We start from the raw sequence: 22934 nt of genomic DNA, 5'->3' as shown, positions 1-22934 counted from the left end.
GGGACCAAACTCTCCACTAGAATACCATTAAAATATTAGAAAACTTACCTTTCGTGAAAGGAATTCTTTGCTTATCATATCTCTTGTTTGGCAGTAGCCTTCATTGCACTTGTGCAGAATATAAAAACTTATGTTTCTTCTCTACCAATACAAATTACTAACCGCAAATACGTAAAAATGTGGTAGGATTAGATGGAGAAAGGAGTATAATCATGATTGTTGAACAAGAAAAAATATTACAGACGTACTTTGGCTACGAATCTTTTCGCCCCGGTCAAAAGGAAGTTATTGAACATATTATACATAAGCAAAATACATTGGCGGTGATGCCTACGGGTGGAGGTAAATCTCTATGTTACCAAATTCCAGGCCTTTCACTGGATGGAACTGCTATTATCATTTCCCCATTAATCTCACTAATGAAAGACCAAGTTGATGCCCTTCAAGCGTTAGGAATCCCAGCTACTTATATTAATAGTTCACTTACAGCAGAAGAACAACGCACCCGTCTTCATGATATAGAAGCACGACGATATAAATTTGTTTATGTGGCACCTGAACGCTTTGATTCTTCCATGTTCGTAAATATAGTAAAAAGAATTCCAATTGCTTTAGTAGCGTTTGATGAGGCTCATTGTATTTCTCAATGGGGACATGACTTTAGACCAAGCTATCGGTCTATCGTTCCTCAATTAAAACAAATAAGAAATATCCCGGTATATGTCGCATTAACAGCTACTGCTACCGAAGAGGTAATATCTGATATTCAATCCATGCTGGATATTCAACCACAGCAAGTCATTAACACTGGGTTTGAACGTGAAAACCTATCCTTTCATATCGTTAAAGGAAAAGATCGGACAAGCTATATCCGCTCCTTTCTAGAGGAGCATAAAGACGAATCAGGGATCATTTATACCGCAACGAGAAAACAAGCTGATTCTCTCTATGACCAACTACAAAAACGTGGTATTCAAGTAGCTAAATACCATGCTGGAATGTCTGAAAATGCTCGAAAACAAGCACAAGCTGCATTTATTCATGATGAAAAAACAATTATGATTGCAACGAACGCCTTTGGGATGGGGATTGATAAGTCCAACGTCCGCTATGTGATCCATTATGCGATGCCAATGAATATTGAGTCCTATTACCAAGAGGCTGGCAGGGCCGGTCGTGATGGAGAAGCTAGTGATTGTATCTTGTTATTTTCAGCCCAGGACATTCAACTGCAGAAATTTTTAATTGAACAATCCTTAATGGATGACCAAGCAAAGCAAAATGAATATCGCAAGCTTCAAGCAATGGTGAACTACTGCCATACTCAAGGATGCTTATCAACATTCATATTAGACTACTTTAATGATACATCTTTCAAGCAAAACTGCGGCAGATGCAGTAATTGTGTAGAACGCTTAGAAAAGACAGATATAACTGAGGAAGCTCAAATGATTCTCTCTTGTGTGAAGCGTATGGGAGAACGATTCGGTATTGGCATGACGGCCAAGGTTTTAAAGGGTTCAAAGGATAAAAAAATCAAAGACTTTAATCTACATACGATTTCTACGTATGGTATTATGTCAGCCTATACCGAAAAAGAACTTACCGAACGGATTCACTTCCTAGTCGCAGAGCAACTGCTCGCAACAGAAGAAGGCAGATTCCCAACTTTAAAACTAAACCAAAACTCTGTTGATGTATTAAAGGGAAATCGATCGGTTGCTATGTATACCGCTCCAATTCCAACGAATGAAGAGGCGGATTACCACGAGGATTTGTTCGCTATCTTAAGAGATTTACGAAAACAACTTGCAGACGAAAAAAATGTTCCTCCATATGTTTTATTTTCAGACGTAACATTAAAGGAGCTAAGTCGCTATTTCCCAGAATCAAAAGAGGATATGTTAGAAATAAAAGGGATTGGAGAGAAAAAATACGATCAATATGGCGATATCTTTTTACAAGCCATCCAAGAATGGCGTAAGGAGCATCCGGATGTAAAAAGAAAAATTAGAATAAGTGATTCTCCCGCTCCCAAACGAAAAAGGCAGTCAGACGATACGCCAAGTCATGTCACTAGTTACAACATGTTTAAATCTGGAAAATCGATCAAAGACATCGCAACAATAAGAGAAATCACAAAAATAACGGTAGAAAACCATTTATTTAAAGCCTTCCAGGAAGGTTATCCAATTGCATGGAATATCTTTTTTAACGAAGACGAAGAAGCTGCTATTTTAGCTGCTAGAGAGAAAATTGAAGAGCCTAAATTAAAGCCGTTAAAGGAAGCTTTGCCAGAGGAGTACGATTACACGAAGATCAAGGCTGTTTTGGTGAAGAATGGTCTGATGTAAATACTTGAGGCTAATTGACCTTCCTGCAACAATCCTAAAAAATCGTTTATGAATAATATCATAAGCGATTTTTTTAGGAATTCAGTACATGTCCTAAGGCCTTAAGTATGTAAAAGCTAAAAACCATAATTATATTTGCTGCTACCAACCAATAATTTTTAGCTAATACCGCAAATACTATTCCAATCGGAGGAATAATAAAGGTCATTAGCCAAAACGGACTTGCTATATCAAAAACTACATTTGGTACCCAGCTTATGACTGAAATAATAAGACATAGTAAAGAGAGCTTGCTATACTGTTTTTTCCTCATAAAAAAACCTCTTTTTCTTCCTTAGAGTAAATATCCATTCCTTTACCGAAAGAAACTCTCATACTTAGAAAAGACATCACACTTCTTCAAGAGTGTGATGTCCGCTAATTATTTCCCTTTTACATCCAATGCCCATGTTCCGCTTCGGAATACTGGCTCAGTAGTTCCATCTGCTTTTACACCATCAATATCTAGCTTTTCAGAACCAAACATGAAGTCAACATGTGTTAAACTGTCATTAACGCCATGCTTGTCTAGTTCATCATCACTCATACCTGATCCATCTTTTATGTTAGTTGGATATGCTTTACCTAATGCAACATGACATGATGCATTCTCATCGAACAATGTATTATAGAAGAGTAAACCTGATTGAGATACTGGTGACTCATGTGGTACTAATGCAATCTCACCTAAACGCTTCGCACCTTCATCTGTTTCTAATAGGTGTTTCAACGTATCTTCACCTTGCTCTGCTTTAAAATCAACTACTTGACCATCTTTGAAAGTTAACGTGAAGTTGTCAATTAAGCTACCACCATAGTTTAATGGCTTCGTACTAGAAATCGTTCCGTTCACGCCATATTTATGCGGCATAGAAAATACTTCTTCTGTTGGCATATTCGGGTTAAACGTAATACCTTTTTCTGATACCGCAGATCCACCCTTCCAAATATGACCTTCTGGAAGCTCCATTTCTAATTCCGTACCAGGTGCTTTAAACACTAATTTTTTATAGTTTTTCTCATTTAAGATTTCACGAGCTGTTTTCAATGTTTCATTATGTGCATCCCAAGCTGCAATTGGATCTTCTTGATCTACACGTACGATTTTAACGATAGATTCCCATAAACTTTCGATTGCATCTTCACGGGATTTGTCCGGGAAAATCTTTTGTGCCCAGTCTCCTGTTGGAATAGATATAATTGACCAGGTAATTTTATCGTTCATCGTATACTTACGGAAGTTTTTCATTGCTTGTGCTGCTGCTTTATTGGCTTTAGCAACACGTGTCGGATCAATATCTTTCAATAAATCTGGATTTGTTGAGCGAATGTTTAATACAGCTGCTCCATCTTCAGCAAACGAGTCATGAAGCAATACTTTCCATTCTGGATAGTCAGCAATTACATCATCTGGTGCATTTTCATATTTTAACAAGGTTAACTCATCATCAACCCAATTAATATGTACATCTTTAGCGCCTAATTCGTATGCTTTACGGACAACCATTTTCGTAAATTCTGCACCTTCTAGTGGTGCATTAATCATAAGCGCCTGTCCTTGTTGTAAATTAACGCCCGTGCGTAATGCTAGTTCAGCGTATTTTTCTTGTGTTTGTTGAGAAACCATTATTAAACCTCCAATAAAAATGTATTATAACGTTATTATTTCACAAATAGGTAAATAATCCAACTAACTTTTCCTAATTGTGCAAAGTTTCTATTTCGTACGTATTTTAGTGAATTTTACACGACAAAAGGGATATGCTATTATATAATAAAGAGTTACTTTTTGTAAGTTATTTATGTTTAGAAAACGGTGCTTTAGTAAAGAGGTGAAAATGATGAGCGAGTTATGTCCACGATTTGAAAAAGCAATGCAACTAGTCAGCAAACGCTGGGTTGGCCTTATACTGTCAGAACTTCTAAATGGCAAAAAACGTTTTTCCGAAATGGAGTCTGATTTGCCAATTAGTGGAAGGTTGCTCTCTGATCGTTTAAAAATGCTTGAAAAAGAAGGCATCGTTAAACGAAATATATATTCTGAATTCCCAGTTCGCATTGAGTACTCCTTAACTGATAAAGGAGAAGCATTAAAGCCAGTTGTTCAGGAAATCCAAAACTGGTCTGAGCAATGGATTACCCATGAAGAAGTACAAGATCAAGTTATAGAAAACTAGTAGTAGGACTGTGAGAATACAGCCCTTTATATATTGTTTAGCTTTTCCCTTTCATAAACTGTAATATCACATATGCCGCCACTCTACTTGTCATATTTCGGATATCAACGGTTGGATCGATTTCAACGATGTCCATCGCTTTTACTTCCTTACATGCTGCTAAGTAATGAATTCCTTCAAGTAACGTATAGCTATCCATTCCACCTGGCCCAATAGCAGGACATCCTGGCGCAAAGGCTTGGTCCAATACATCCATATCGACCGATACATAAATTGAATCAAACGTTTGTTTTAATCTCTCCACTTGATGTTGTAAGATTTTCCGCATCCCTGTTTCCTTTACATCAGCCATGGTATACACTTGTATATCTTGTTCTTTTGCATATTCATGATATGCTTTAGCATTTGTGAAATCACGAATACCTATTTGCACCAACTGGTCTCCAGTTATAATGTTATCTTCTAATAATCGACGAAATGGCGTTCCGTTTGTCGGCCCACCATCTTCGGTATTTCGTAAATCATGATGGGCATCAAACTGAATAATTCCAATTGAACCATGCATTTCAGAAATTGCCTTAATGGAAGCGTAACTAACCGAATGGTCACCACCAAGTAAAATCCAATTCTCTGCAGCCTCTGTATGATAAACATCAGACAGCGCCTCGTATAATCTATGATGGTTACCTATAATGTCTGTAGGATCCATGTAGACATCCCCAAAATCTAGAATACGATCTGTTAATTCTCTTTCTGCTTCACCTGAAAAGGTAGAGTAGCTTAGCATCGCATGGCGAATAGCATTCGGAGCTAAGGATGCCCCAGAATGGCTTATCGAAGGTTTGGAATGTGGCAGTCCAACAAGACCAAATTTTCCTTTTTCACCTTCAGACCATGGATGTAACAATTCCTTGGCTTTGGTTGTAAATCGATCTTTAAATATTGCCTCCCCAGCAGGTTTTATATGGCGTATTTCACTCATCGAATCTCCTGCCTTTGATATAAAATTTCCCCATTTTTTATAACTGTATTCGTATGATTCACACCATAATGGTACGGAATATATAAATAATTTGGTGCGTCCCAAATGACTACATCCGCCTTACGACCAATAGTAAGTGATCCTGCTTCACTTCCCCTTCCAATTGCATGGGCTGCATTAACCGTTACCGCATGCCATATTTCTTCCGGTGATAATTTTAGCTTTAATGCAGCTATAGACATAATTAATTGCAGATTTTCCGTTACACAGCTACCTGGATTAAAGTCCGTTGAAATAGAAATAGCAGCACCAGCATTTATCATCTCACGAGCCCTAGCATATTCTTCTTTTCCAAGGTAGAAGCTTGTTCCTGGTAAAATTACACCAATGGTATTAGAGTCTGCTAACTGCTTTATCCCTTCATCCGATGTAACAGCTAAATGATCCCCACTGATTGCTCCCATTTCAACGGCTAATTCCGTTCCGCCTAGTGGATCAATTTCATCCGCATGAATTTTCACACCAAAACCATGATCTTTTGCTTTTTGTAAATAACGTCTTGATTGCTCAACGGTAAATACACCTGTTTCGGTAAAAATATCAACAAACTCTGCTAGATTTTCAGCTTTAATTTCAGCAAACATGTCAGCCATCCGATCTAAAAATGCTTCGGGATCATGCTTATATTCGCTTGGTACAGCATGTGCTCCTAAGAAAGTAGATACAACATCAAGCGGGTGGTTTGCATTCGCTTCCTTTACAGCCTGAAGCTGCTTTAATTCCGTTTCTCGATCTAAACCATATCCACTTTTTGCTTCAACGGTTGTGATCCCATGCATTGCCATTCGATCCAAATGAAATAATGCCTTTTCTACAAGATCCTCATAGCTTGCTTCCCTCGTTGCTTGTACAGTCGATAAAATTCCACCACCCTGTTTTAGAATTTCTAAATATGGAACCCCTTGCTGTTTCAGTGCCATTTCCTTTTCCCTTGATCCTCCGAAAACGAGGTGTGTATGTGGTTCGACCAAACCAGGAGTTACTAGTTTTCCGTTCGCATCAATCATTTGATCTGATTCCACTTGATTGATTTCATCGTTTGAACCGATCCAAACCACCTTACCGTCCTTAATTCCGAGGGCTGCATTTTCCCAAACTGTTAAGTCATTCATATTGGACCCTTTTACTGGTCCTTCTTTATCCATTGGCAGTAACTGCCCTATATTTGTAATTATTAAATCCAGTTGCATGTTCCTCTCCCCTTTCTAGGTTGGTTAGAAAATATAATTATCAAAACAAAAATTAACTTTATTTGATTCTTTACAGGAACGGCCAAGCCTAGATCCAGCGCCCAACGTCTGCAACCTATGAATGCCGTGTTTCCTTTTCGCTTCCAGCATAAGATTCACTATTACTTCCGCCATTGCTGGCGGAAAGTAATGTTCATCTAATCTCCTACGTAGGAATGCCCGATTAAGATCGACGCTTTGCGCGTCAACATCGGACCACCTGGCATGGCCAGGCGCAGTTCGTACGCGCTTCCGCTTTAGTATTTATTCATTGGTATGGTAATGTCATGTTCTTCAGCAAATTTAGTTGCGGTCTCATAGCCTGCATCTGCATGGCGAATGATTCCCATTCCAGGATCTGTAGTCAACACGCGCTCCAATCTCTCCTTAGCTAGATCGGTTCCATCCGCCACTACCACCATTCCAGCATGTAAGGAGTATCCCATACCGACTCCGCCACCATGATGGAATGATATCCAGGATCCGCCTGCTGCCGTATTAATAAGTGCATTTAATACAGCCCAGTCTGCTACAGCATCACTTCCATCCTTCATTCCTTCTGTTTCTCGGTTCGGTGATGCTACTGAGCCACAATCTAAATGATCGCGACCAATTACAATCGGTGCTTTCAACTCCCCTTTACGTACTAAATCATTTATGGCAAGTCCCATTTTCACACGTTCTCCATATCCTAACCAGCAAATACGGGATGGCAAGCCTTGAAATGCTACACGTTCCTGAGCCATATCAATCCACCGAATCAATGCTTCATTCTCTGGAAATAGCTCTTTAATCAACTGATCTGTTCGATAAATGTCTTCTGGATCACCAGATAAAGCTGCCCAACGGAATGGCCCTTTCCCCTCACAGAACAATGGGCGGATATAAGCAGGAACAAACCCAGGGAAATCAAACGCATTAGATACTCCTTCATCTTTCGCAATCTGTCGAATATTGTTTCCGTAGTCAAAAACAATCGAACCGTTTTGTTGATAATGAAGCATCGCTTCTACATGTTTCGCCATGCTTTGTTTTGCTAATGTTATATATAAATCTGGATTATTTTCTCGTAATTCTTCTGCCTCTTCTACGGAGTATCCAACTGGAACATATCCATTTAATGGATCATGGGCAGAGGTTTGATCTGTTACAATATCAATTTGAATAGATTTATGGAGTAACTCATGATGAATTTCTGCAGCATTCCCAAGTAGTGCAATTGATAAAGCCTTTCCTGCTTTCTTTGCTTCATTTGCAAGATTAATAGCTTCATCTACACTTTCCGTCATGACATCACAATATTTGGTTTGTAGTCGCTTCTCGATTCTGCTTCGATCCACTTCAACCGCAATGACAACCCCTCCATTCATTGTCACTGCTAGTGGTTGTGCTCCTCCCATTCCACCTAATCCCGCTGTCAATGTAATTGTCCCTTTCAACGAGTCTCCATAATGCTTTTTAGCAAGAGCCGCAAACGTTTCATAGGTTCCTTGAAGGATTCCTTGCGTGCCGATATAAATCCAACTACCAGCTGTCATTTGGCCATACATGATTAATCCTTTTTGATCTAGTTCATGGAAATGTTCCCAGTTTGCCCATTTGGGTACAAGCACGGAATTGGACAGTAGTACTCGTGGGGCATGTTTATGTGTTTTAAAGACACCCACTGGTTTTCCAGATTGAATCAGCATTGTTTCATCATTTTCTAAGTTTCTAAGTGTTTTTTCAATAGCACGAAATGCATCCCAATTACGTGCTGCTTTTCCAATCCCACCGTAAACTACCAATTCCTCTGGTTTCTCAGCCACTTCAGGATCTAAGTTGTTGTACAGCATTCGTAAAGCGGCTTCCTGCTCCCAACCTTTACACTCAAGTTCTAATCCCTTTTTCGCCTTAACCTCAGCTTTGTTCATACATAATCCCACCTTTATTTATTTGTTTTTGGATATCACTTTCCTCTTCATCCTTAAGCCACTTGGTAAGTTGTTCGATATCAGTAGAAAACACGCGATCCTTCCTAATGCTTGGAACTATTGTGCGTGCCTGTTGATAGTATGCATGTGTCATGCTTGCCATTTTGTATATTCCACGATACTCCACTGCCTGCATCGCACAAATGAGTTCAATAGCAATTACTCTTCTTGTGTTTTCCAACATTTGTAGTGCATGCCTAGCGGCTATCGTTCCCATACTGACATGATCCTCTTGATTTGCTGATGATGGAATCGAATCCACACTAGCTGGATGTGCTAAAGTTTTATTTTCCGACACTAAGGATGCTGCGCTATATTGCATAATCATAGCCCCTGATTCCAGGCCTGGATTAGGACTTAAGAAAGCTGGAAGATCATTTAACTGCGGATTTACTAAACGCTCAATCCTTCGCTCAGAAATATTCGCTAATTCCGCAATTCCTAGTTTTAAAAAATCCATCGCAAATGCTATTGGTTGCCCGTGAAAATTCCCACCCGAAATTACTTTATTTTCTTCAGAAAAAATCAATGGATTATCCGTAACTGCGTTTATTTCTGTTTCTAATTTTTCTTTCGCATAATAAAGCGTTTGCCATGACGCACCCAATACTTGTGGGATACATCTCAAGGAATAAGCATCCTGTACGCGAAGTTCCCCTTGCTTGGTTGTTAGTTTACTATCCTGAAGAACTTGTAAGATCCGCTTCGCTACTTCGATTTGTTCTTGGTGTCCACGTACGTGATGTAAATCCGGATCAAAAGCATCTATGATCCCTTGTAATCCCTCTAAAGTCATCGCAGCAATAAGCTCGCTTTGATGAAGCAGTTTTTCCATTTCCAAGTAAGCGACAACTCCAACAGCCGTCATTGCTTGTGTTCCATTAATTAGTGCTAAACCTTCTTTAGCCTTTAGTGTAATCGGTGTTAGTCCACATTGATCAAGTGCTTGTTCCGTATCCATTTGATTTCCCTTGTAAACTACCCTTCCTTCCCCAAGAAGTGCCAATGCTAAATGGGATAAAGGAGCAAGATCTCCGCTAGCCCCTAATGAACCTTGCTGAGGGATAACAGGATGTATTCCCGCATTTAAATAGTCAATAAACTGTTTTACCAGTTCAGGACGAACACCAGAATACCCCTGTACTAATGCATTCGCTCGTAACAAAAGCATTGCTCGACTAATATGCTCGGAAAATGGCTCTCCCACACCACATGCATGGGAGTGAATAAGGTTTAATTGTAATTCATCTAAATCATGATCCTCGATGATGACATCACTAAATTTTCCAAATCCCGTATTAATTCCATACATCGTCTTTTTTTCTGCAAGCATTTGTTCCACTGTTTCTCGATTCATCCGAATACGTTCCACCACATCCGTAGCTAAACGTACTTCCTCATTTTTAAAAACTACTTGCTTTACATCCTGTAACGTTAATGCTGAACCTGTTAAGATAACCAATATTTATGCACCTCCACGATATCGCTTTACTATAGTAAAGCAAGAAAAGTAAAGGGAGGCTTTGGTATTAAACCAAGCCTCCCTTTATATTTTTAATAGGTTTTCGCTGGTGATGAATGATAAACATAGCTACCACCTCAAACTGTTTTAAATTTTCTAATATTAATTGTAAGCGTTTTCTATTAATTGGTCAATAGGTATTGTGGTGGAGTTATGGAATTGTGGTTTTGGATGCCCATCTGGCGTTTGTGTCCGATGTTCTTCCTCCTGTGTCCGATACTCTCATTCTTCTGTCCGATGCCCCTATACTCATATTCAATGCCACTATAAAAATGCCTCCCCACCATCACTCGGCAGAGAGGCAACACCTACTCACTACTTTCGAACTTGATCCCTACTCCAATATTCAATTCCTGCATCTTCTTCCAATACATCTCGATAAAACACAGGATCTTTTCCTTCTTTTCGTTGTGCACGATAATCCTCTAAAACCCGATGGGCAATTTTATATAGCCTTGTGATCGCATACAGGTTTATTAATGCCATGATCGCCATGGTTAAATCAGCAAGTGCCCAAACTAAATCAAATGTCGCGATTGCTCCGAACACTACCATCGCTAATACAGCTAACCGATAAATAAACAAACCAACTCGACTATCTCTTATATAACCGATATTGCTTTCCCCATAATAATAATTTCCTAAAATCGAGCTATAGGCAAAGAGAAAGATAGCAATAGCTATAAAAATTTCTGCCCAGTCACCGATATGGGCAGAAAAGGCATTTTGGGTTAATTGAATTCCATCCAAATCACTGCCAGCATATCCACCTGCAGATAGAATGACAAACCCTGTTGCTGAACAAATTAATATCGTATCAAAGAACACACCAAGTGCTTGTATAAATCCTTGTTTTGCAGGATGTGTTACCTCTGCAGTTGCAGCTGCATTAGGTGCACTACCCATACCTGCTTCATTGGAAAATAAGCCACGCTTAATTCCCATCATAATTGCTGCTCCGAAGCCACCACCAGCAACCTCTCGAATTCCAAATGCATTAGAAATAATTAATGAGATCATCTCGGGAACAGCAGTTATATTTACAATTAGGATAAATAAAGCTACAACGATGTACAAAATTGCTAGCACGGGCACAATAACTTGGGTTACATTAGCTATCGTTCGTAGACCACCAAAAATCACTGCTGCCGTTAATACAACTAATACGACCGCCACTATATTTTGATCAATCGCAAATTCTCCTGAAAAAGCGAGACTAATTGTATTAGATTGAACAGAATTGAAAACAAGTCCATATGTGAAGGTAATGGTTATGGCAAAAATGATTCCTAGCGTTCTACTTTTCAATCCTTTTTCCATATAATATGCTGGTCCACCGCGATATTGCGTTTTTTCAGGAACCTTATATACTTGCGCAAGTGTGCTCTCTACAAAACCAGATGCTGCACCCAAGAGTGCAATAATCCACATCCAGAAAATTGCTCCAGGACCACCAACAGCAACAGCCGAAGCTACACCTGCTAGGTTTCCAGTTCCCACCCGAGAGGCAGCACTAATTGCAAAAGCTTGAAATGAGGATGTCCCTTTTTTCCCAGAAGCAACCATTGTTCGTCTATCGAAAAGCACACGAAACATTTCTGGCAGGTTTCTAAACTGCACAAAATTCGTACGAACAGTAAACCATAAGCCTAGTCCAATTAAAACAATAATTAGAACATAGGACCATAACACATCATTTACATCACCGATAATACTTTCTAGAAATTCCACCTAATTTCCCCTTTCCAAATAAATGCTAGTCGTTAGCATACCCAAACCTCATAAATATCTCTCATGAAACTTATATGTTATGCACCAAAGCAAATAAAAAAGCCTGCAGGATCCTCCCACAGGCTTACATTTATAAATTACGTTCATCATGCCAAGGATAGTTCGTTCCGAATTTAGTTGCCAGTTCCTTAGACGTGTTTCTTCTTTCCTTACGTCTAGCAGCTCGCTTGGGAGCTTCTTTATGTAGAAGCTTTTCTAGTTCAGTTTCCGGATACACTTCTGGAACAGGGGTCGGTCTTCCATTTTCATCAACAGCTACAAACGTTAAAAAAGCAGTGGTACATACTTTTCTTTCACCTGTAAGTAATTCCTCTGTAACAGCTTTTACAAATACCTCCATGGATGTATTATGCGTCCATGTAACAAAAGCTTCGACACAAATGGAATCTCCTTCTTTTACAGGTGCTAAAAAATCCACAGAATCCGTTGAGGCTGTTACAACCGGATGACGAGAATGCCTTACCGCAGCAATCGCTGCCACATCATCAATATCGGCCATTAATTTACCACCAAATAAAGTGCCATGACTATTCGTATCAGGTGGCAAGACGTGAGATGTTTTGACTGCTAGTGAGTTAGAACAAGGTTTTTTCTCCATGAAATTCCTCCTATATTTATCATCGAGTTCTACATTATAAAATTGGCGAGAGTAATCTAGATACGGACTCTTTAATTTTAATAACGATCGACCGCTTTTCATATAATTTCAATGTTACTTGCGTAGAATGCTGGATATCTTGTTTAAAATAATCCACTAATTTCTCTGCTAAAGTTTGATCGTATAAAAACGCATTTACTTCAAAATTCAAACGAAAACTACGCACATCGATATTGGCTGTTCCTACAGATGCTATTTTCCCATCGACAATAAGCGTCTTAGAATGCAAAAATCCATTTTGATAAATAAATACTTCCGCACCAGCAGCTAATAAGTCACCAACATAGGAAAAAGTTGCCCAATACACAAACGGGTGATCCGGTTTATTCGGAATCATGATTTTTACCTTCACGCCAGACAAGGCAGCAATACGTAATGCATCACGTAAGCTTTCATCTGGAATCAGATATGGCGTTTGAATATATACATATTCTTTTGCAGAAAGTATCATTTTAATGTACCCATTTTTTATTTGTTCCCAATCCGAATCAGGCCCACTAGACACGATTTGAATACCGACATCACCAGATGGCTCAGATGCGTAATACCTTTCATGATATAATATATCGTTTCTAGAGGCTTGGTTCCAATCTAATATGAACCGAGTTTGCATATTTTGCACGGCGTCTCCAGTAATCCGAAGGTGTGTATCACGCCAATAACCAAACCGTTTACTTTTCCCTAAATATTCATCTCCAATATTAAATCCGCCTATATAGCCAATTTTTCCATCTATAATTGCTAGCTTGCGATGGTTTCGATAATTGATTTTTAGATTGATATTTGGAATCTTAGGTGGAAAAAATGCCTCTACCTGAACCCCGGCATTTCGTAACCGTTTAATATATTTTCGCCCGATCCTTCTAGAGCCCATATCATCATATAAAAAACGTACATCTACACCCTCTTTTGCCTTTTTAATAAGTACATTTGCTATCCGCTGCCCAAGTTCATCTTTTCTCACAATATAGTACAGCAAGTGGATATGATCTGTTGCCATCTCCATATCCTTAATTAGGCTGTCAAATTTTTGATGTCCGTCTGTAAAGATTTGGACGCTGTTGTCTTGGGTTAGGATCGCGTCATCATTTTTTAAATGTAAATAATATAATTCCTTGTAGTTTTTTAATTCCTCATTTTTGTATTCGAACTCATCTGCTTCTATTTTTGTAAGCTGTGATTCTACTGCTTTTTGAACACCTAACCTGGATTTAGTATCCCAATGGAATATACGTTGCTTGCTTAAACGTCTCCCAAAAATTAAGTAAAGAATGAAACCAACTACTGGAATAAACAGCAAAACCATTAGCCATGCCCATGCAGAGCTTGCATCTTTCCGCTCTAAAAATACAATGGATATCCCTAAGGCAATATTAAAAAACATAATAAATCCTAATATATAGGGCATGAAATCCATAAAACTAATCCCCTTCTATCTTGTTTTGATTATAATTCTAATATAGCACAAAGTACAAATGCATACATAAATTCGCTAGCTAGACAGATACTCCTTATTTGTTCCGCTATTATCTTTATACTATACTGTATGAAAAAGGAGGTCGTTTTAATGAACGATAAACCACATGCATTAGTAATTGGTGGTACTGGAATGCTGGAACGGGTTTGTCATTGGCTAGTAGAACAGAATTATTTTGTTTCTGTGATCAATCGTAATCGGGAAAAATTTGAAAGGATGAGGAAGAAAAATTCCATGCCGGATAGCTTTCATCCCTTAACCGTAGATTATCATGATGGAGACCAATTGCAGGGTAAAGTAGCAGAGGCTGTAACCCATTTTGGATTGCCAGATCTTGTGGTTAGCTGGATTCACTCCTCTGCACCAGATGCCCTTCCTCTTATATTAGAGCCATTTAAGGATCGTCAAGAACCGTGGAAATTAATTCATGTTCAAGGGAGCTCCTCGTTTTTCGTAAAAGAAAACACGCCCGTACCAGAAACCTGTGCGTACAGACGTGTTTACCTAGGATTTGTAGTTGAGGAAAATGGTTCACGTTGGTTAACCCATGATGAAATTGCAAATGGGGTCATTAAAGTGATTCAACGTGATTATAAAGAAACCGTTGTTGGGACACTGAAACCTTGGAGCAAGCGTCCACAATAATTAACCGATCAGGTTATAGCTGATTGAGCGCTTGCTCTACATCTGCCCAAATATCTTCCCATGCCTCAAGACCGACCGATAATCGAATGAGCTGATCAGTAATTTCCATCTCCATACGTGATTCTTGGGGAACAACTGCATGTGTCATCGTTGCCGGGTGCTCAATTAATGTTTCTGCATCCCCCAGACTTACAGCAATTTTTAAGAACGATAATTTATTAAGAAATTGTTGTGCATCAGCTTTATCACCAACTATATCAAAGGAGATCACGCCACCTCCTCGTTTCATTTGTTTTTGCATGATAGGAAAGTCTGGATTGGTTTCATCATTTGGATAATAAACATTTGAAACGTTTGGATGCGTTTTTAACCGCTCAACAATTTTTTCAGCATTATCACAATGACGATCTATACGAATTGGCAGGGTTTTTAGACCTCGTAATAATAGCCATGCATCAAAAGGCGATATAATTCCACCAATGTCTTTTTGTGTCGTCATCGCAACAGAATCTAGAAAATCTTTTTTTCCTACAACCAAACCTGCAATTACGTCACCATGGCCACCGATATATTTTGTAGCACTATGAATCACTACATCACATCCCAATTCAAGTGGGCGTTGTAAATAGGGTGAGGAAAACGTGTTATCCACAACAACTGGAATATCAAACTCTCTTGCCACTTCCACCACCATCTCTAGATCAATCAACTTCATGGTAGGATTTATCGGTGTTTCTACATAAATACATGTTGTTTCTGGACGAATAAGTGACCGAATCATTTCTTTAGATTCCATCGCAGAAAAATCATGATCAATATTATATTTTTCCTTCATCATAGTTAAAAGTCCAAATGTACAGCCATACAATCCGGATGAACAAAGGATATGATCACCAGCTTTTGTCAATGCAATTAGAACTGCAGATACTGCTGCCATTCCTGAACCAAAGGCTAATCCCCTCTCTCCATTTTCTAATGCTGCAATTCGCTCTTCAAGAACAGTAACCGTTGGATTTCCTAACCTAGAATAAATATATCCATCTTCTTCCCCAGCAAATCTTCGTTCCCCTTGTTCTGCTGAAGTAAATGTATATGTTGATGTTTGAAACAATGGTGTGGCTAAACTACCTAGCATATCTTTTGCATCATATCCCTCATGGATAACAGACGTTTCAAAGTGATTATATTTACGAGACAAGGTAACTCTCCCCCTAATAAATATTTTGTATCCCTATATTACTATCATATTCTATAAATCTAATTTTTGAAAGCGTTTTCTTTTTGTTGTTCCGATTCTAGTTAATTGCATTTTTTTAAGGAACGTTCTAAAATTACCATAATTTAGAGTGATGTTAATTGTTTCGAACTATATATATAAAGAAGGTTATTTTATGGAGAAAAATGTGGAAAGATCAGGCATTGTGTATGCAGCCGGCGCTTATATATTATGGGGATTTTTGCCTATCTATTGGAAAGCAATTGATGAAGTTCCTGCAGGTGAAATCCTCGCCCACCGAATTATTTGGTCGTTTGTATTTATGATTGTGGTTGTTCTCTTGTTAAAGAAATGGCCAGCTTTTTTACGCGAATGTAAAATTATCATTCAGGACCCCAAAAAGTTAATTGGGATTACATTAGCATCTATCGTGATTAGTTTAAATTGGCTCACATATATTTGGGCAGTTAATAGTGATCATGTTATCCAAGCTAGTTTAGGCTATTATATCAATCCGCTTGTCAGCATTTTACTTGCTATAATTGTTCTAAAGGAAAAATTAACGAAACCACAAACCTTTTCTGTTATTCTAGCAGGTGTAGGCGTACTTTACTTAACGGTTAGTTATGGTGTGTTTCCTTGGGTTTCCCTAACGCTTGCAGTAACCTTTGCTCTCTATGGGTTATTTAAGAAAACGGTGGATATTCCTGCGATGTTTGGCTTAACCATTGAAACGATGATTGTTACACCAATTGCTCTTATTTATCTATCCGTTATACCTGTTAACACGTTTACAAATTCAAACGTTCTTTCGCATACCAACCTATTCTTGATTGGAGCAGGAGTAGCAACAGCAATACCATTATTATTATTTGCTAGTGGAGCAAAACGAATACCTTTAGCGATGGTTGGTTTTCTGCAGTATTTTGCCCCTACCATCATGCTATTTCTAGGAATCTTTGTGTATCAAGAAACCTTTTCTCAAGCACACTTAATCTCGTTTGGTTTGATTTGGATTGCACTATTAATCTATTTAAGTACCGTCTATAAGCATCCCATTCGGAAACAGTCTAATTAATTAGTAAACTTGGCTATTGCCAAACAAAAATTCATAGTTGACTTATGCAGAAAAAGAAAGATTATTCTCTCCTTTCTACGAAAAAATTTATTGACAATTTAACAAGACACCGATATAATTCTCATCAAGTTACATATTAATCTCTTATCAAGAGTGGTGGAGGGAATAGGCCCTACGAAACCCGGCAACCTTAGGAAAAATAATATTTTTTTCCTTAAAGGTGCTAAATCCTACAGGTCAAATTGATCTGGAAGATAAGAGGAGGAAACGGTAAACGTTACACCCTCTTCTTAGGAAGAGGGTTTTTTATTTCTCCTCTTCCTCCAGATTTACTATTCAAAAGGAGGAAAAATGAATGACAGATTTTCAATTTCAACGTCCAGAAACACATCTTTTACACGGAGGGCAAGTCGCTGATCCCACAACTGGATCTAGGGCAGTCCCTATCTATCAAACTACTTCCTACGTTTTTCGTAACACGGAACACGCACAAAATTTATTCGGCTTAAAAGAACCAGGTAATATCTATACTCGGATTGGTAATCCTACCGTAGATGCATTTGAACAACGTGTTGCATTACTCGAAGATGGAGTAGCTGCTGTTGCTACTTCATCGGGAATGGCCGCTATCACTCTAGCCATTTTAAATCTTGTTAGTGCTGGTGATGAAATAATTGCTGACAGCAATTTATATGGCGGCACATATAACTTATTCGCCAAAACGTTACCGCGCTATGGAATTGATGTTACCTTTGTAGATGGTACAAAACCAGAAGAAATTGAACAGGCAATTACCGAAAGAACAAAAGCTATTTTTGGTGAAACAATTACAAATCCTAGCCTAAATATTTTTGATATCGAGAGGATTTCATCGATTGCTCATCAACATAACATTCCATTAATTATCGACAATACCTTTGGTACACCAATCCTTTCTAAACCACTGAGATGGGGAGCAGATATTGTTGTTCATTCTGCAACGAAGTGGATCGGTGGTCACGGAACTTCCATCGGTGGCGTTGTTGTTGATGGCGGTAGATTTAATTGGGGTAATGGCAACTTCCCTGACTTTACAGAACCAGATGAAAGTTATCATGGACTACGTTATAGTGATGTTGGTCCTGCAGCATTTGCAACCAAACTACGTGTACAATTACTTCGTGATATCGGAGCTTGTCTCAGTCCACAAAATGCCTTTTTATTATTACAAGGATTAGAAACATTACATTTACGTGTGGGGCGTCACAATCAAAACGCGGAGAAAGTCGCTACCTTTTTAGAAAAACACCCAGCAGTTGAGTGGGTTAATTATCCTGGTCTACCTAGCCACCCTTCACATCAACTAGCGAAAAAGTACTTACATGGTGGATTTGGTTCCATGATTACTTTTGGCATTACTGGTGGTAGAGAAGCCGGAAGAAAATTAATTGACCATGTGAAGCTTTGGTCCCACGTTGCCAATGTAGGTGATGCAAAGTCTTTAATCATTCATCCCGCTTCAACGACCCATCAACAATTAAGTGCTGAAGAATTAAAAAGCAGTGGTGTAAGCGAAGAATTAGTACGATTATCCATCGGAATTGAAGCCGTGGAGGATATTTTAAACGATTTAGACCAAGCAATTGCCAAAGCAACTAAACATCCGAGGTTGATAAAACCGACAGAGGAAGATGCAATTCAGTGGCTATTATCTTCCCCTTTCCAACGAAATAACGGATCAATTCGCAAAAAGGTAATTGCAGTTTATGGTGGAGAAAATGATTTGTTAGAAAATTTAATTGGACTTGGTTATCAGGTAGTTTCCATCAGGAACTCTATCAATCCAGTAGTTGAAAACTTTAATGATTTGGCTTCTGTTCCATATGATGTTGATGCCATTTTAGTACAAAAAGGGCCATTACCCCCAACTACAATCGAGCAGCTTATTAATAAACTTGGAAAAATCATTTGGGTTTTGGAGCCTTGCTCGTCCGATGAAGTATTACAACATGCTCAGGCTGCAGGAATTCACGTGATTACTAATAAAGATATTTTCAATGAAGAACGCTCACTAAAAGGGGAGCCGGCTGAAGTTAGTATCATTACTAATTAATCATCTTAGAAGACGTAGCTTTTGCTTGGGATTATTGAAAATAGGTCTTTGTTTTTTTAGAATCCCTTATATTCTCGAGTGCTAGCCTTTGTTGCACTTATGTAGCATAAGAAAGCTTATCCTTCTTATCTGCATAAATCATTACCTAAAAGGAGTGGGTAAATAGTGGCGGATCCATTGCAACATCAAATAAAACGTAATATAGGAGAAGTCGCCATTGGCCCACTTCTTTTATCTTCTGGAGTTACATTAGATAACGTAACATTGTCGTATGAAATAATTGGTGCACCTAGTAATCCCACTGTCCTAGTGTGTCATGCGCTAACTGGAAATCAATTTGCTGTAGGTACAACAGAAGAACCAGGTTGGTGGAGTGGACTAATTGGTAGTAATCAATATATAGATACAAATCAGTATCAATTAATTACATTTAATGTACTCGGTGGATGCCATGGTTCTACTGGACCAAATAGTATAAACCCTAATACTGGAGAACCTTACCGAAATGATTTTCCAGATATAACAATTCGAGATATGGTTCACGCACAAAATAAAGCATTAGCTAAATTAAATATTTCAACGGTTGATATTATAATCGGAGGGTCCCTTGGTGGGATGCAGGTTATGGAATGGGGATTGCTCTATCCAGATTTCATGAAAAAGTTGATCATTCTTGCTGCGACACCTTCATTATCTGACTATGGCATAGCTTTTAATCATATTGCAGAAACCGTAGTTAAACATGATGCTAATTGGAATAATGGTCATTATGATACCGATTCCCCTATTATAGGATTAGAAATTGCACGAATGATTGGGATGGTTACGTATCGAAGTCCAGAGCTATTCTCAGACAGATTTAAGCGCGAGCAAATAGATCAATCTTTTTCTGTTTCGTCTTACCTTGATTATCAAGGAAAAAAACTAGCTACTCGATTTGACCCAAATAGTTATCTTACACTACTTAGAGCAATGAATTCGCATGATATAGGTACGAATCGCGGTGGCTGGAGGAAAGCTTCTACCCTACTCAACCAACCTATATTACTCCTGAGTTTTGACAATGACTTAATTTACACACCAGCTACCATTCAACACTTTGCTGATAGCTTAGCAAACTGTACGTATCACCATGTAAAAAACATTTTTGGTCATGATGGATTTTTAACCGAATATGAAAAATGGGGACCGCTAATACAGGATTTCTTGAATACGTAGCAATAAAAGAAACTGAGACAAAAGTGTATTAATCAGTTTTCATAAGCTTTGTTACTAATTTGGTATAGAATCCGCAGTAACCGGAAATGATGGTTGGAGCTTTATCCCCGCTCCGAAATTACACTCCGCTTTCACTGCCACAGCAGAAATCCCGTTGCTATTATTTGACCATCTTCTGAGGTTTTTTGAGGAATATGTTGTATCAGTATTTTACCTCAACTATGAATTAAGATTCCTCCGCAGAGAATAACAGCCTAAACTTCCTGATCCTAATTTAGTCCTCTTTAAAATGAAGAACTTTAGTTTTGTGCCAGGCTCTATATTACTGTTTGGAATCTTATAATATATCCTTTAAAATATATATAATGGGATCATAATTGTTCTTTTAAAAGATAGCGAAAATGGGTATATATAATATAGTAAACTTCACATTTTCACATTAAGTGGACAGCTACTGTAATAGTAACCCCCACTAAATTCCCTTGTAATCTCGTACGTTTTAAAACAGAGATTTAAATGCATATCGAGTAGAGATTTCATGGAACAGTACATATGATAATTATAAGAATATTTTAGAAGAATAGGCGGGTATACATGAAGCGAAAAATGGTGATTCTCACATCTCTGCTAATTCTACTTGGGGGGTTGAACCTCACTTTTTTAATAATAAATCAATCAAATTCCGATTTAAATATTACTAAGCCGAGTGTAACAACCAATAAAAAGGAACAAGAATCAGAAACCGATGATGATCAATTATCGGAACAAGAAGTGAGCGAAGAAGACCCTGAGGAAAGTAATGATGGTACTTTTGGCAACTTCATCTCTGAGGCTGTAGAGAGCACGATTGATTTTTTTAAACGAGATGAAACAAATATAGTTGCAATCGGAGATTCATTAACTCAAGGCGTGGGAGACTCCACTGGTCGGGGTGGTTATGTAGGAATAGTAGAAGAAAGACTCAATCAAGCAAATGAACAAGTTTACTTTCATAACTTTGGGAAGCGCGGAAACAGAACTGATCAGCTTATTACTCGCTTACAGGATCCAGAAATTGTTACAGCCATTGAAAAGGCAGACATCGTGTTAATTACAATAGGTGCAAATGATATTATGAAGGTTGCAAAAGAAAACTTCACAAATTTGACCTATGACCCTTTTTCCAAGGAATTAATTCATTATGAAGAACGATTAACAACAATTTTAGAACGAATACATGAGATTAATTCCGATACAGAAATTTATTTAATTGGTTTTTATAACCCTTTTTCACAATATTTCCCTGAAATTGAAGAATTAGATCAAATTGTGGATTCTTGGAATAGTACTGGAAAAGTAATTGTCGAGGAGCAAGTACAGGGGACATTTATACCAACGAAGGATTTATTTATGAATACAAAATTAGACCTATTTGCAGATGATAATTTTCACCCAAATGAATATGGATACGAGTTGATGGCTGAGCGCGTATTGGAGTATTTGCCACACAATAACGAACAGTAGCCCCTAGCTTCAAAATAATATTAGGGGCTCAACTTACCGTAATGGTCCATTTAGCCATGCCTTGTGGTACTACTATTCATTGGGAAGGACCCTAATGAATGAAGATTTACTTTAAGCAAAGAAAGGTGAGCGATATGGCCGAAAACAAACAAAATAAAAGCATGAAATGGAAAAAGTTATTCCTCGCCTTGCTTACTTGTAATATTATTATTTTTCTTGCACTAATTATTCTTATTTTTTGGCCAGTACAAGAATCAGAAATACCGACATCAGAGGAAGAGGAAACACAAAAGAGTTCTGAATTTGTTGTACGAACAACGAAAAATAACTTGAACGAACTAGTGAATGCCTATCTTGATGAATTATTAAAAAATACAAACCATCAATATAGTATTTTATTGGAAGATGATGTACATCTTATCGGGGAACTACCTGCTTTTTCAACTACTGTTCCTTTATCTGTCCATTTTGAACCTATTGTTCAAGACAATGGGGACGTTGTATTAAAGCAACGGTCTATCTCGATTGGTTTATTGGAATTACCAAATAAAAAAATAATGGAATACATGAAAAAGTACTTGCCCACACCTGAATGGATCAATGTAAATCCAAAAGATGAGGAAATTTATGTTGCCGTAACGCAAATGGATATAAAAAGTAATTTTCAAGTTAGTGTGGAGCATATTGATTTGGGAGCTAACAACTTGGCATTTAAGCTAAAGGTTCCTTATGAAACTTTAGGAATTGAATTACCTCCGGAATTCGAATAAAAATGCCGTGGATCTCCACGGCATTCAGCTTGTAGAGAAAGTAGGTGTTTTTTCTCTACAAGCTTTTTTAATTCTGTCATAACTGTTTTATTAAGTAAGAAATTTTTATTGAAAATAAACTCCCACACAACTAGCCTAGCTTTGCTAGGT

18 protein-coding genes and 1 riboswitch are annotated in these 22934 nt (G+C 38.1%); of the genes, 8 read left to right on the top strand and 10 right to left on the bottom strand.

What is annotated here, in order from left to right:
- Positions 1 to 212: 212 nt before the first annotated feature.
- Positions 213 to 2354 (top strand): DNA helicase RecQ, encoded by a 2142-nt coding sequence (gene recQ, locus GMD78_RS20360; protein ID WP_155671718.1) that lies wholly within the window; start codon positions 213 to 215, stop codon positions 2352 to 2354.
- Positions 2355 to 2427: 73 nt separating this feature from the next.
- Here recQ and GMD78_RS20355 read toward each other — a convergent pair whose 3' ends face one another.
- Together GMD78_RS20355 and GMD78_RS20350 are read right to left on the bottom strand one after the other, a co-directional pair.
- Positions 2428 to 2667, bottom strand: a complete 240-nt coding sequence (locus GMD78_RS20355) for a hypothetical protein (protein WP_155671717.1) — start codon at positions 2665 to 2667, stop codon at positions 2428 to 2430.
- 108 nt (positions 2668 to 2775) lie between these two features.
- Positions 2776 to 4020: an aminopeptidase gene (locus GMD78_RS20350; protein WP_155671715.1), complete on the bottom strand. Its 1245-nt coding sequence runs from the start codon at positions 4018 to 4020 to the stop codon at positions 2776 to 2778.
- 214 nt (positions 4021 to 4234) lie between these two features.
- Between GMD78_RS20350 and GMD78_RS20345 the strand changes: the two genes are divergently transcribed.
- Entirely contained in the window at positions 4235 to 4570 is a 336-nt protein-coding gene (locus GMD78_RS20345) for a winged helix-turn-helix transcriptional regulator (RefSeq protein ID WP_155671713.1), read from the top strand.
- 37 nt (positions 4571 to 4607) lie between these two features.
- Here GMD78_RS20345 and hutG read toward each other — a convergent pair whose 3' ends face one another.
- From hutG to cls, 7 genes are all read right to left on the bottom strand, one after another.
- Positions 4608 to 5552 carry a formimidoylglutamase gene (gene hutG / locus GMD78_RS20340; RefSeq protein WP_155671711.1) on the bottom strand — a complete coding sequence of 315 codons (945 nt, stop codon included), beginning with the start codon at positions 5550 to 5552 and terminating at the stop codon, positions 4608 to 4610.
- Entirely contained in the window at positions 5549 to 6802 is a 1254-nt protein-coding gene (gene hutI, locus GMD78_RS20335; protein ID WP_155671709.1) for an imidazolonepropionase, read from the bottom strand. Before hutI ends, hutG begins: the two co-directional genes overlap by 4 nt.
- Positions 6803 to 7098: 296 nt before the next feature.
- The gene (gene hutU, locus GMD78_RS20330; RefSeq protein WP_155671707.1) at positions 7099 to 8754 is read right to left on the bottom strand and encodes a urocanate hydratase; all 1656 of its coding nucleotides are present in this window, start codon (positions 8752 to 8754) and stop codon (positions 7099 to 7101) included.
- On the bottom strand, positions 8741 to 10276 hold the full coding sequence (hutH, locus tag GMD78_RS20325) for a histidine ammonia-lyase (protein ID WP_155671705.1): 1536 nt from the start codon (positions 10274 to 10276) through the stop codon (positions 8741 to 8743). The genes hutU and hutH overlap by 14 nt, the downstream gene beginning before the upstream one ends.
- Before the next feature lie 375 nt (positions 10277 to 10651).
- A complete protein-coding gene (locus GMD78_RS20315) occupies positions 10652 to 12067 on the bottom strand; it encodes an alanine/glycine:cation symporter family protein (RefSeq protein ID WP_343042461.1) in 1416 nt (471 codons plus the stop codon).
- A 130-nt stretch (positions 12068 to 12197) separates the two neighbouring features.
- Positions 12198 to 12725, bottom strand: a complete 528-nt coding sequence (locus tag GMD78_RS20310) for an acyl-CoA thioesterase (protein WP_155671701.1) — start codon at positions 12723 to 12725, stop codon at positions 12198 to 12200.
- Between the two features lie 34 nt (positions 12726 to 12759).
- A complete protein-coding gene (gene cls / locus GMD78_RS20305; RefSeq protein WP_155671700.1) occupies positions 12760 to 14202 on the bottom strand; it encodes a cardiolipin synthase in 1443 nt (480 codons plus the stop codon).
- A gap of 150 nt (positions 14203 to 14352) precedes the next feature.
- Here cls and GMD78_RS20300 point away from each other — a divergent pair, with 150 nt between their 5' ends.
- The gene (locus tag GMD78_RS20300) at positions 14353 to 14907 is read left to right on the top strand and encodes a short-chain dehydrogenase (RefSeq protein ID WP_196493885.1); all 555 of its coding nucleotides are present in this window, start codon (positions 14353 to 14355) and stop codon (positions 14905 to 14907) included.
- A 13-nt stretch (positions 14908 to 14920) separates the two neighbouring features.
- On the opposite strand, the gene megL is transcribed toward GMD78_RS20300, so the two are convergent.
- Positions 14921 to 16105, bottom strand: a complete 1185-nt coding sequence (gene megL / locus GMD78_RS20295) for a methionine gamma-lyase (protein WP_155671696.1) — start codon at positions 16103 to 16105, stop codon at positions 14921 to 14923.
- Positions 16106 to 16298: 193 nt separating this feature from the next.
- Here megL and rarD point away from each other — a divergent pair, with 193 nt between their 5' ends.
- The 5 genes from rarD to GMD78_RS20270 all read left to right on the top strand — a co-directional run bounded on the left by rarD (position 16299) and on the right by GMD78_RS20270 (position 22784).
- Entirely contained in the window at positions 16299 to 17201 is a 903-nt protein-coding gene (gene rarD / locus GMD78_RS20290) for an EamA family transporter RarD (RefSeq protein WP_155671694.1), read from the top strand.
- A 141-nt stretch (positions 17202 to 17342) separates the two neighbouring features.
- A riboswitch (SAM riboswitch) is annotated at positions 17343 to 17462 on the top strand.
- A 94-nt stretch (positions 17463 to 17556) separates the two neighbouring features.
- Positions 17557 to 19293 (top strand): O-acetylhomoserine aminocarboxypropyltransferase/cysteine synthase family protein, encoded by a 1737-nt coding sequence (locus GMD78_RS20285; RefSeq protein WP_155671692.1) that lies wholly within the window; start codon positions 17557 to 17559, stop codon positions 19291 to 19293.
- A gap of 165 nt (positions 19294 to 19458) precedes the next feature.
- Entirely contained in the window at positions 19459 to 20511 is a 1053-nt protein-coding gene (gene metX / locus GMD78_RS20280; protein WP_343042460.1) for a homoserine O-acetyltransferase MetX, read from the top strand.
- A 594-nt stretch (positions 20512 to 21105) separates the two neighbouring features.
- Complete coding sequence (locus GMD78_RS20275) at positions 21106 to 22014, top strand: SGNH/GDSL hydrolase family protein (protein WP_155671690.1); 909 nt, start codon at positions 21106 to 21108, stop codon at positions 22012 to 22014.
- Between the two features lie 134 nt (positions 22015 to 22148).
- Entirely contained in the window at positions 22149 to 22784 is a 636-nt protein-coding gene (locus GMD78_RS20270) for a YpmS family protein (protein WP_155671689.1), read from the top strand.
- Positions 22785 to 22934 lie beyond the last annotated feature (150 nt).

The organism is Ornithinibacillus caprae, from assembly GCF_009728145.1.
In the GTDB taxonomy this organism is placed as follows: Bacteria; Bacillota; Bacilli; order Bacillales; family Amphibacillaceae; genus Ornithinibacillus; species Ornithinibacillus caprae.
The sequence above is the reverse complement of the archived record's forward strand: the minus strand, read 5'-3'. Positions and strand labels throughout refer to the sequence as shown.

Bases quoted from the DNA above. Each gene is read 5' to 3' on its own strand.
- recQ (WP_155671718.1), top strand. From the start codon at position 213: ATGATTGTTGAACAAGAAAAAATATTACAGACGTACTTTGGCTACGAA.
- GMD78_RS20310 (WP_155671701.1), bottom strand. From the start codon at position 12,725: ATGGAGAAAAAACCTTGTTCTAACTCACTAGCAGTCAAAACATCTCAC.
- GMD78_RS20270 (WP_155671689.1), top strand. From the start codon at position 22,149: ATGGCCGAAAACAAACAAAATAAAAGCATGAAATGGAAAAAGTTATTC.
- hutI (WP_155671709.1), bottom strand. From the start codon at position 6,802: ATGCAACTGGATTTAATAATTACAAATATAGGGCAGTTACTGCCAATG.
- GMD78_RS20355 (WP_155671717.1), bottom strand. From the start codon at position 2,667: ATGAGGAAAAAACAGTATAGCAAGCTCTCTTTACTATGTCTTATTATT.
- cls (WP_155671700.1), bottom strand. From the start codon at position 14,202: ATGGATTTCATGCCCTATATATTAGGATTTATTATGTTTTTTAATATT.
- hutG (WP_155671711.1), bottom strand. From the start codon at position 5,552: ATGAGTGAAATACGCCATATAAAACCTGCTGGGGAGGCAATATTTAAA.
- rarD (WP_155671694.1), top strand. From the start codon at position 16,299: ATGGAGAAAAATGTGGAAAGATCAGGCATTGTGTATGCAGCCGGCGCT.
- GMD78_RS20345 (WP_155671713.1), top strand. From the start codon at position 4,235: ATGAGCGAGTTATGTCCACGATTTGAAAAAGCAATGCAACTAGTCAGC.
- GMD78_RS20350 (WP_155671715.1), bottom strand. From the start codon at position 4,020: ATGGTTTCTCAACAAACACAAGAAAAATACGCTGAACTAGCATTACGC.
- GMD78_RS20275 (WP_155671690.1), top strand. From the start codon at position 21,106: ATGAAGCGAAAAATGGTGATTCTCACATCTCTGCTAATTCTACTTGGG.
- hutU (WP_155671707.1), bottom strand. From the start codon at position 8,754: ATGAACAAAGCTGAGGTTAAGGCGAAAAAGGGATTAGAACTTGAGTGT.
- GMD78_RS20285 (WP_155671692.1), top strand. From the start codon at position 17,557: ATGACAGATTTTCAATTTCAACGTCCAGAAACACATCTTTTACACGGA.
- GMD78_RS20300 (WP_196493885.1), top strand. From the start codon at position 14,353: ATGAACGATAAACCACATGCATTAGTAATTGGTGGTACTGGAATGCTG.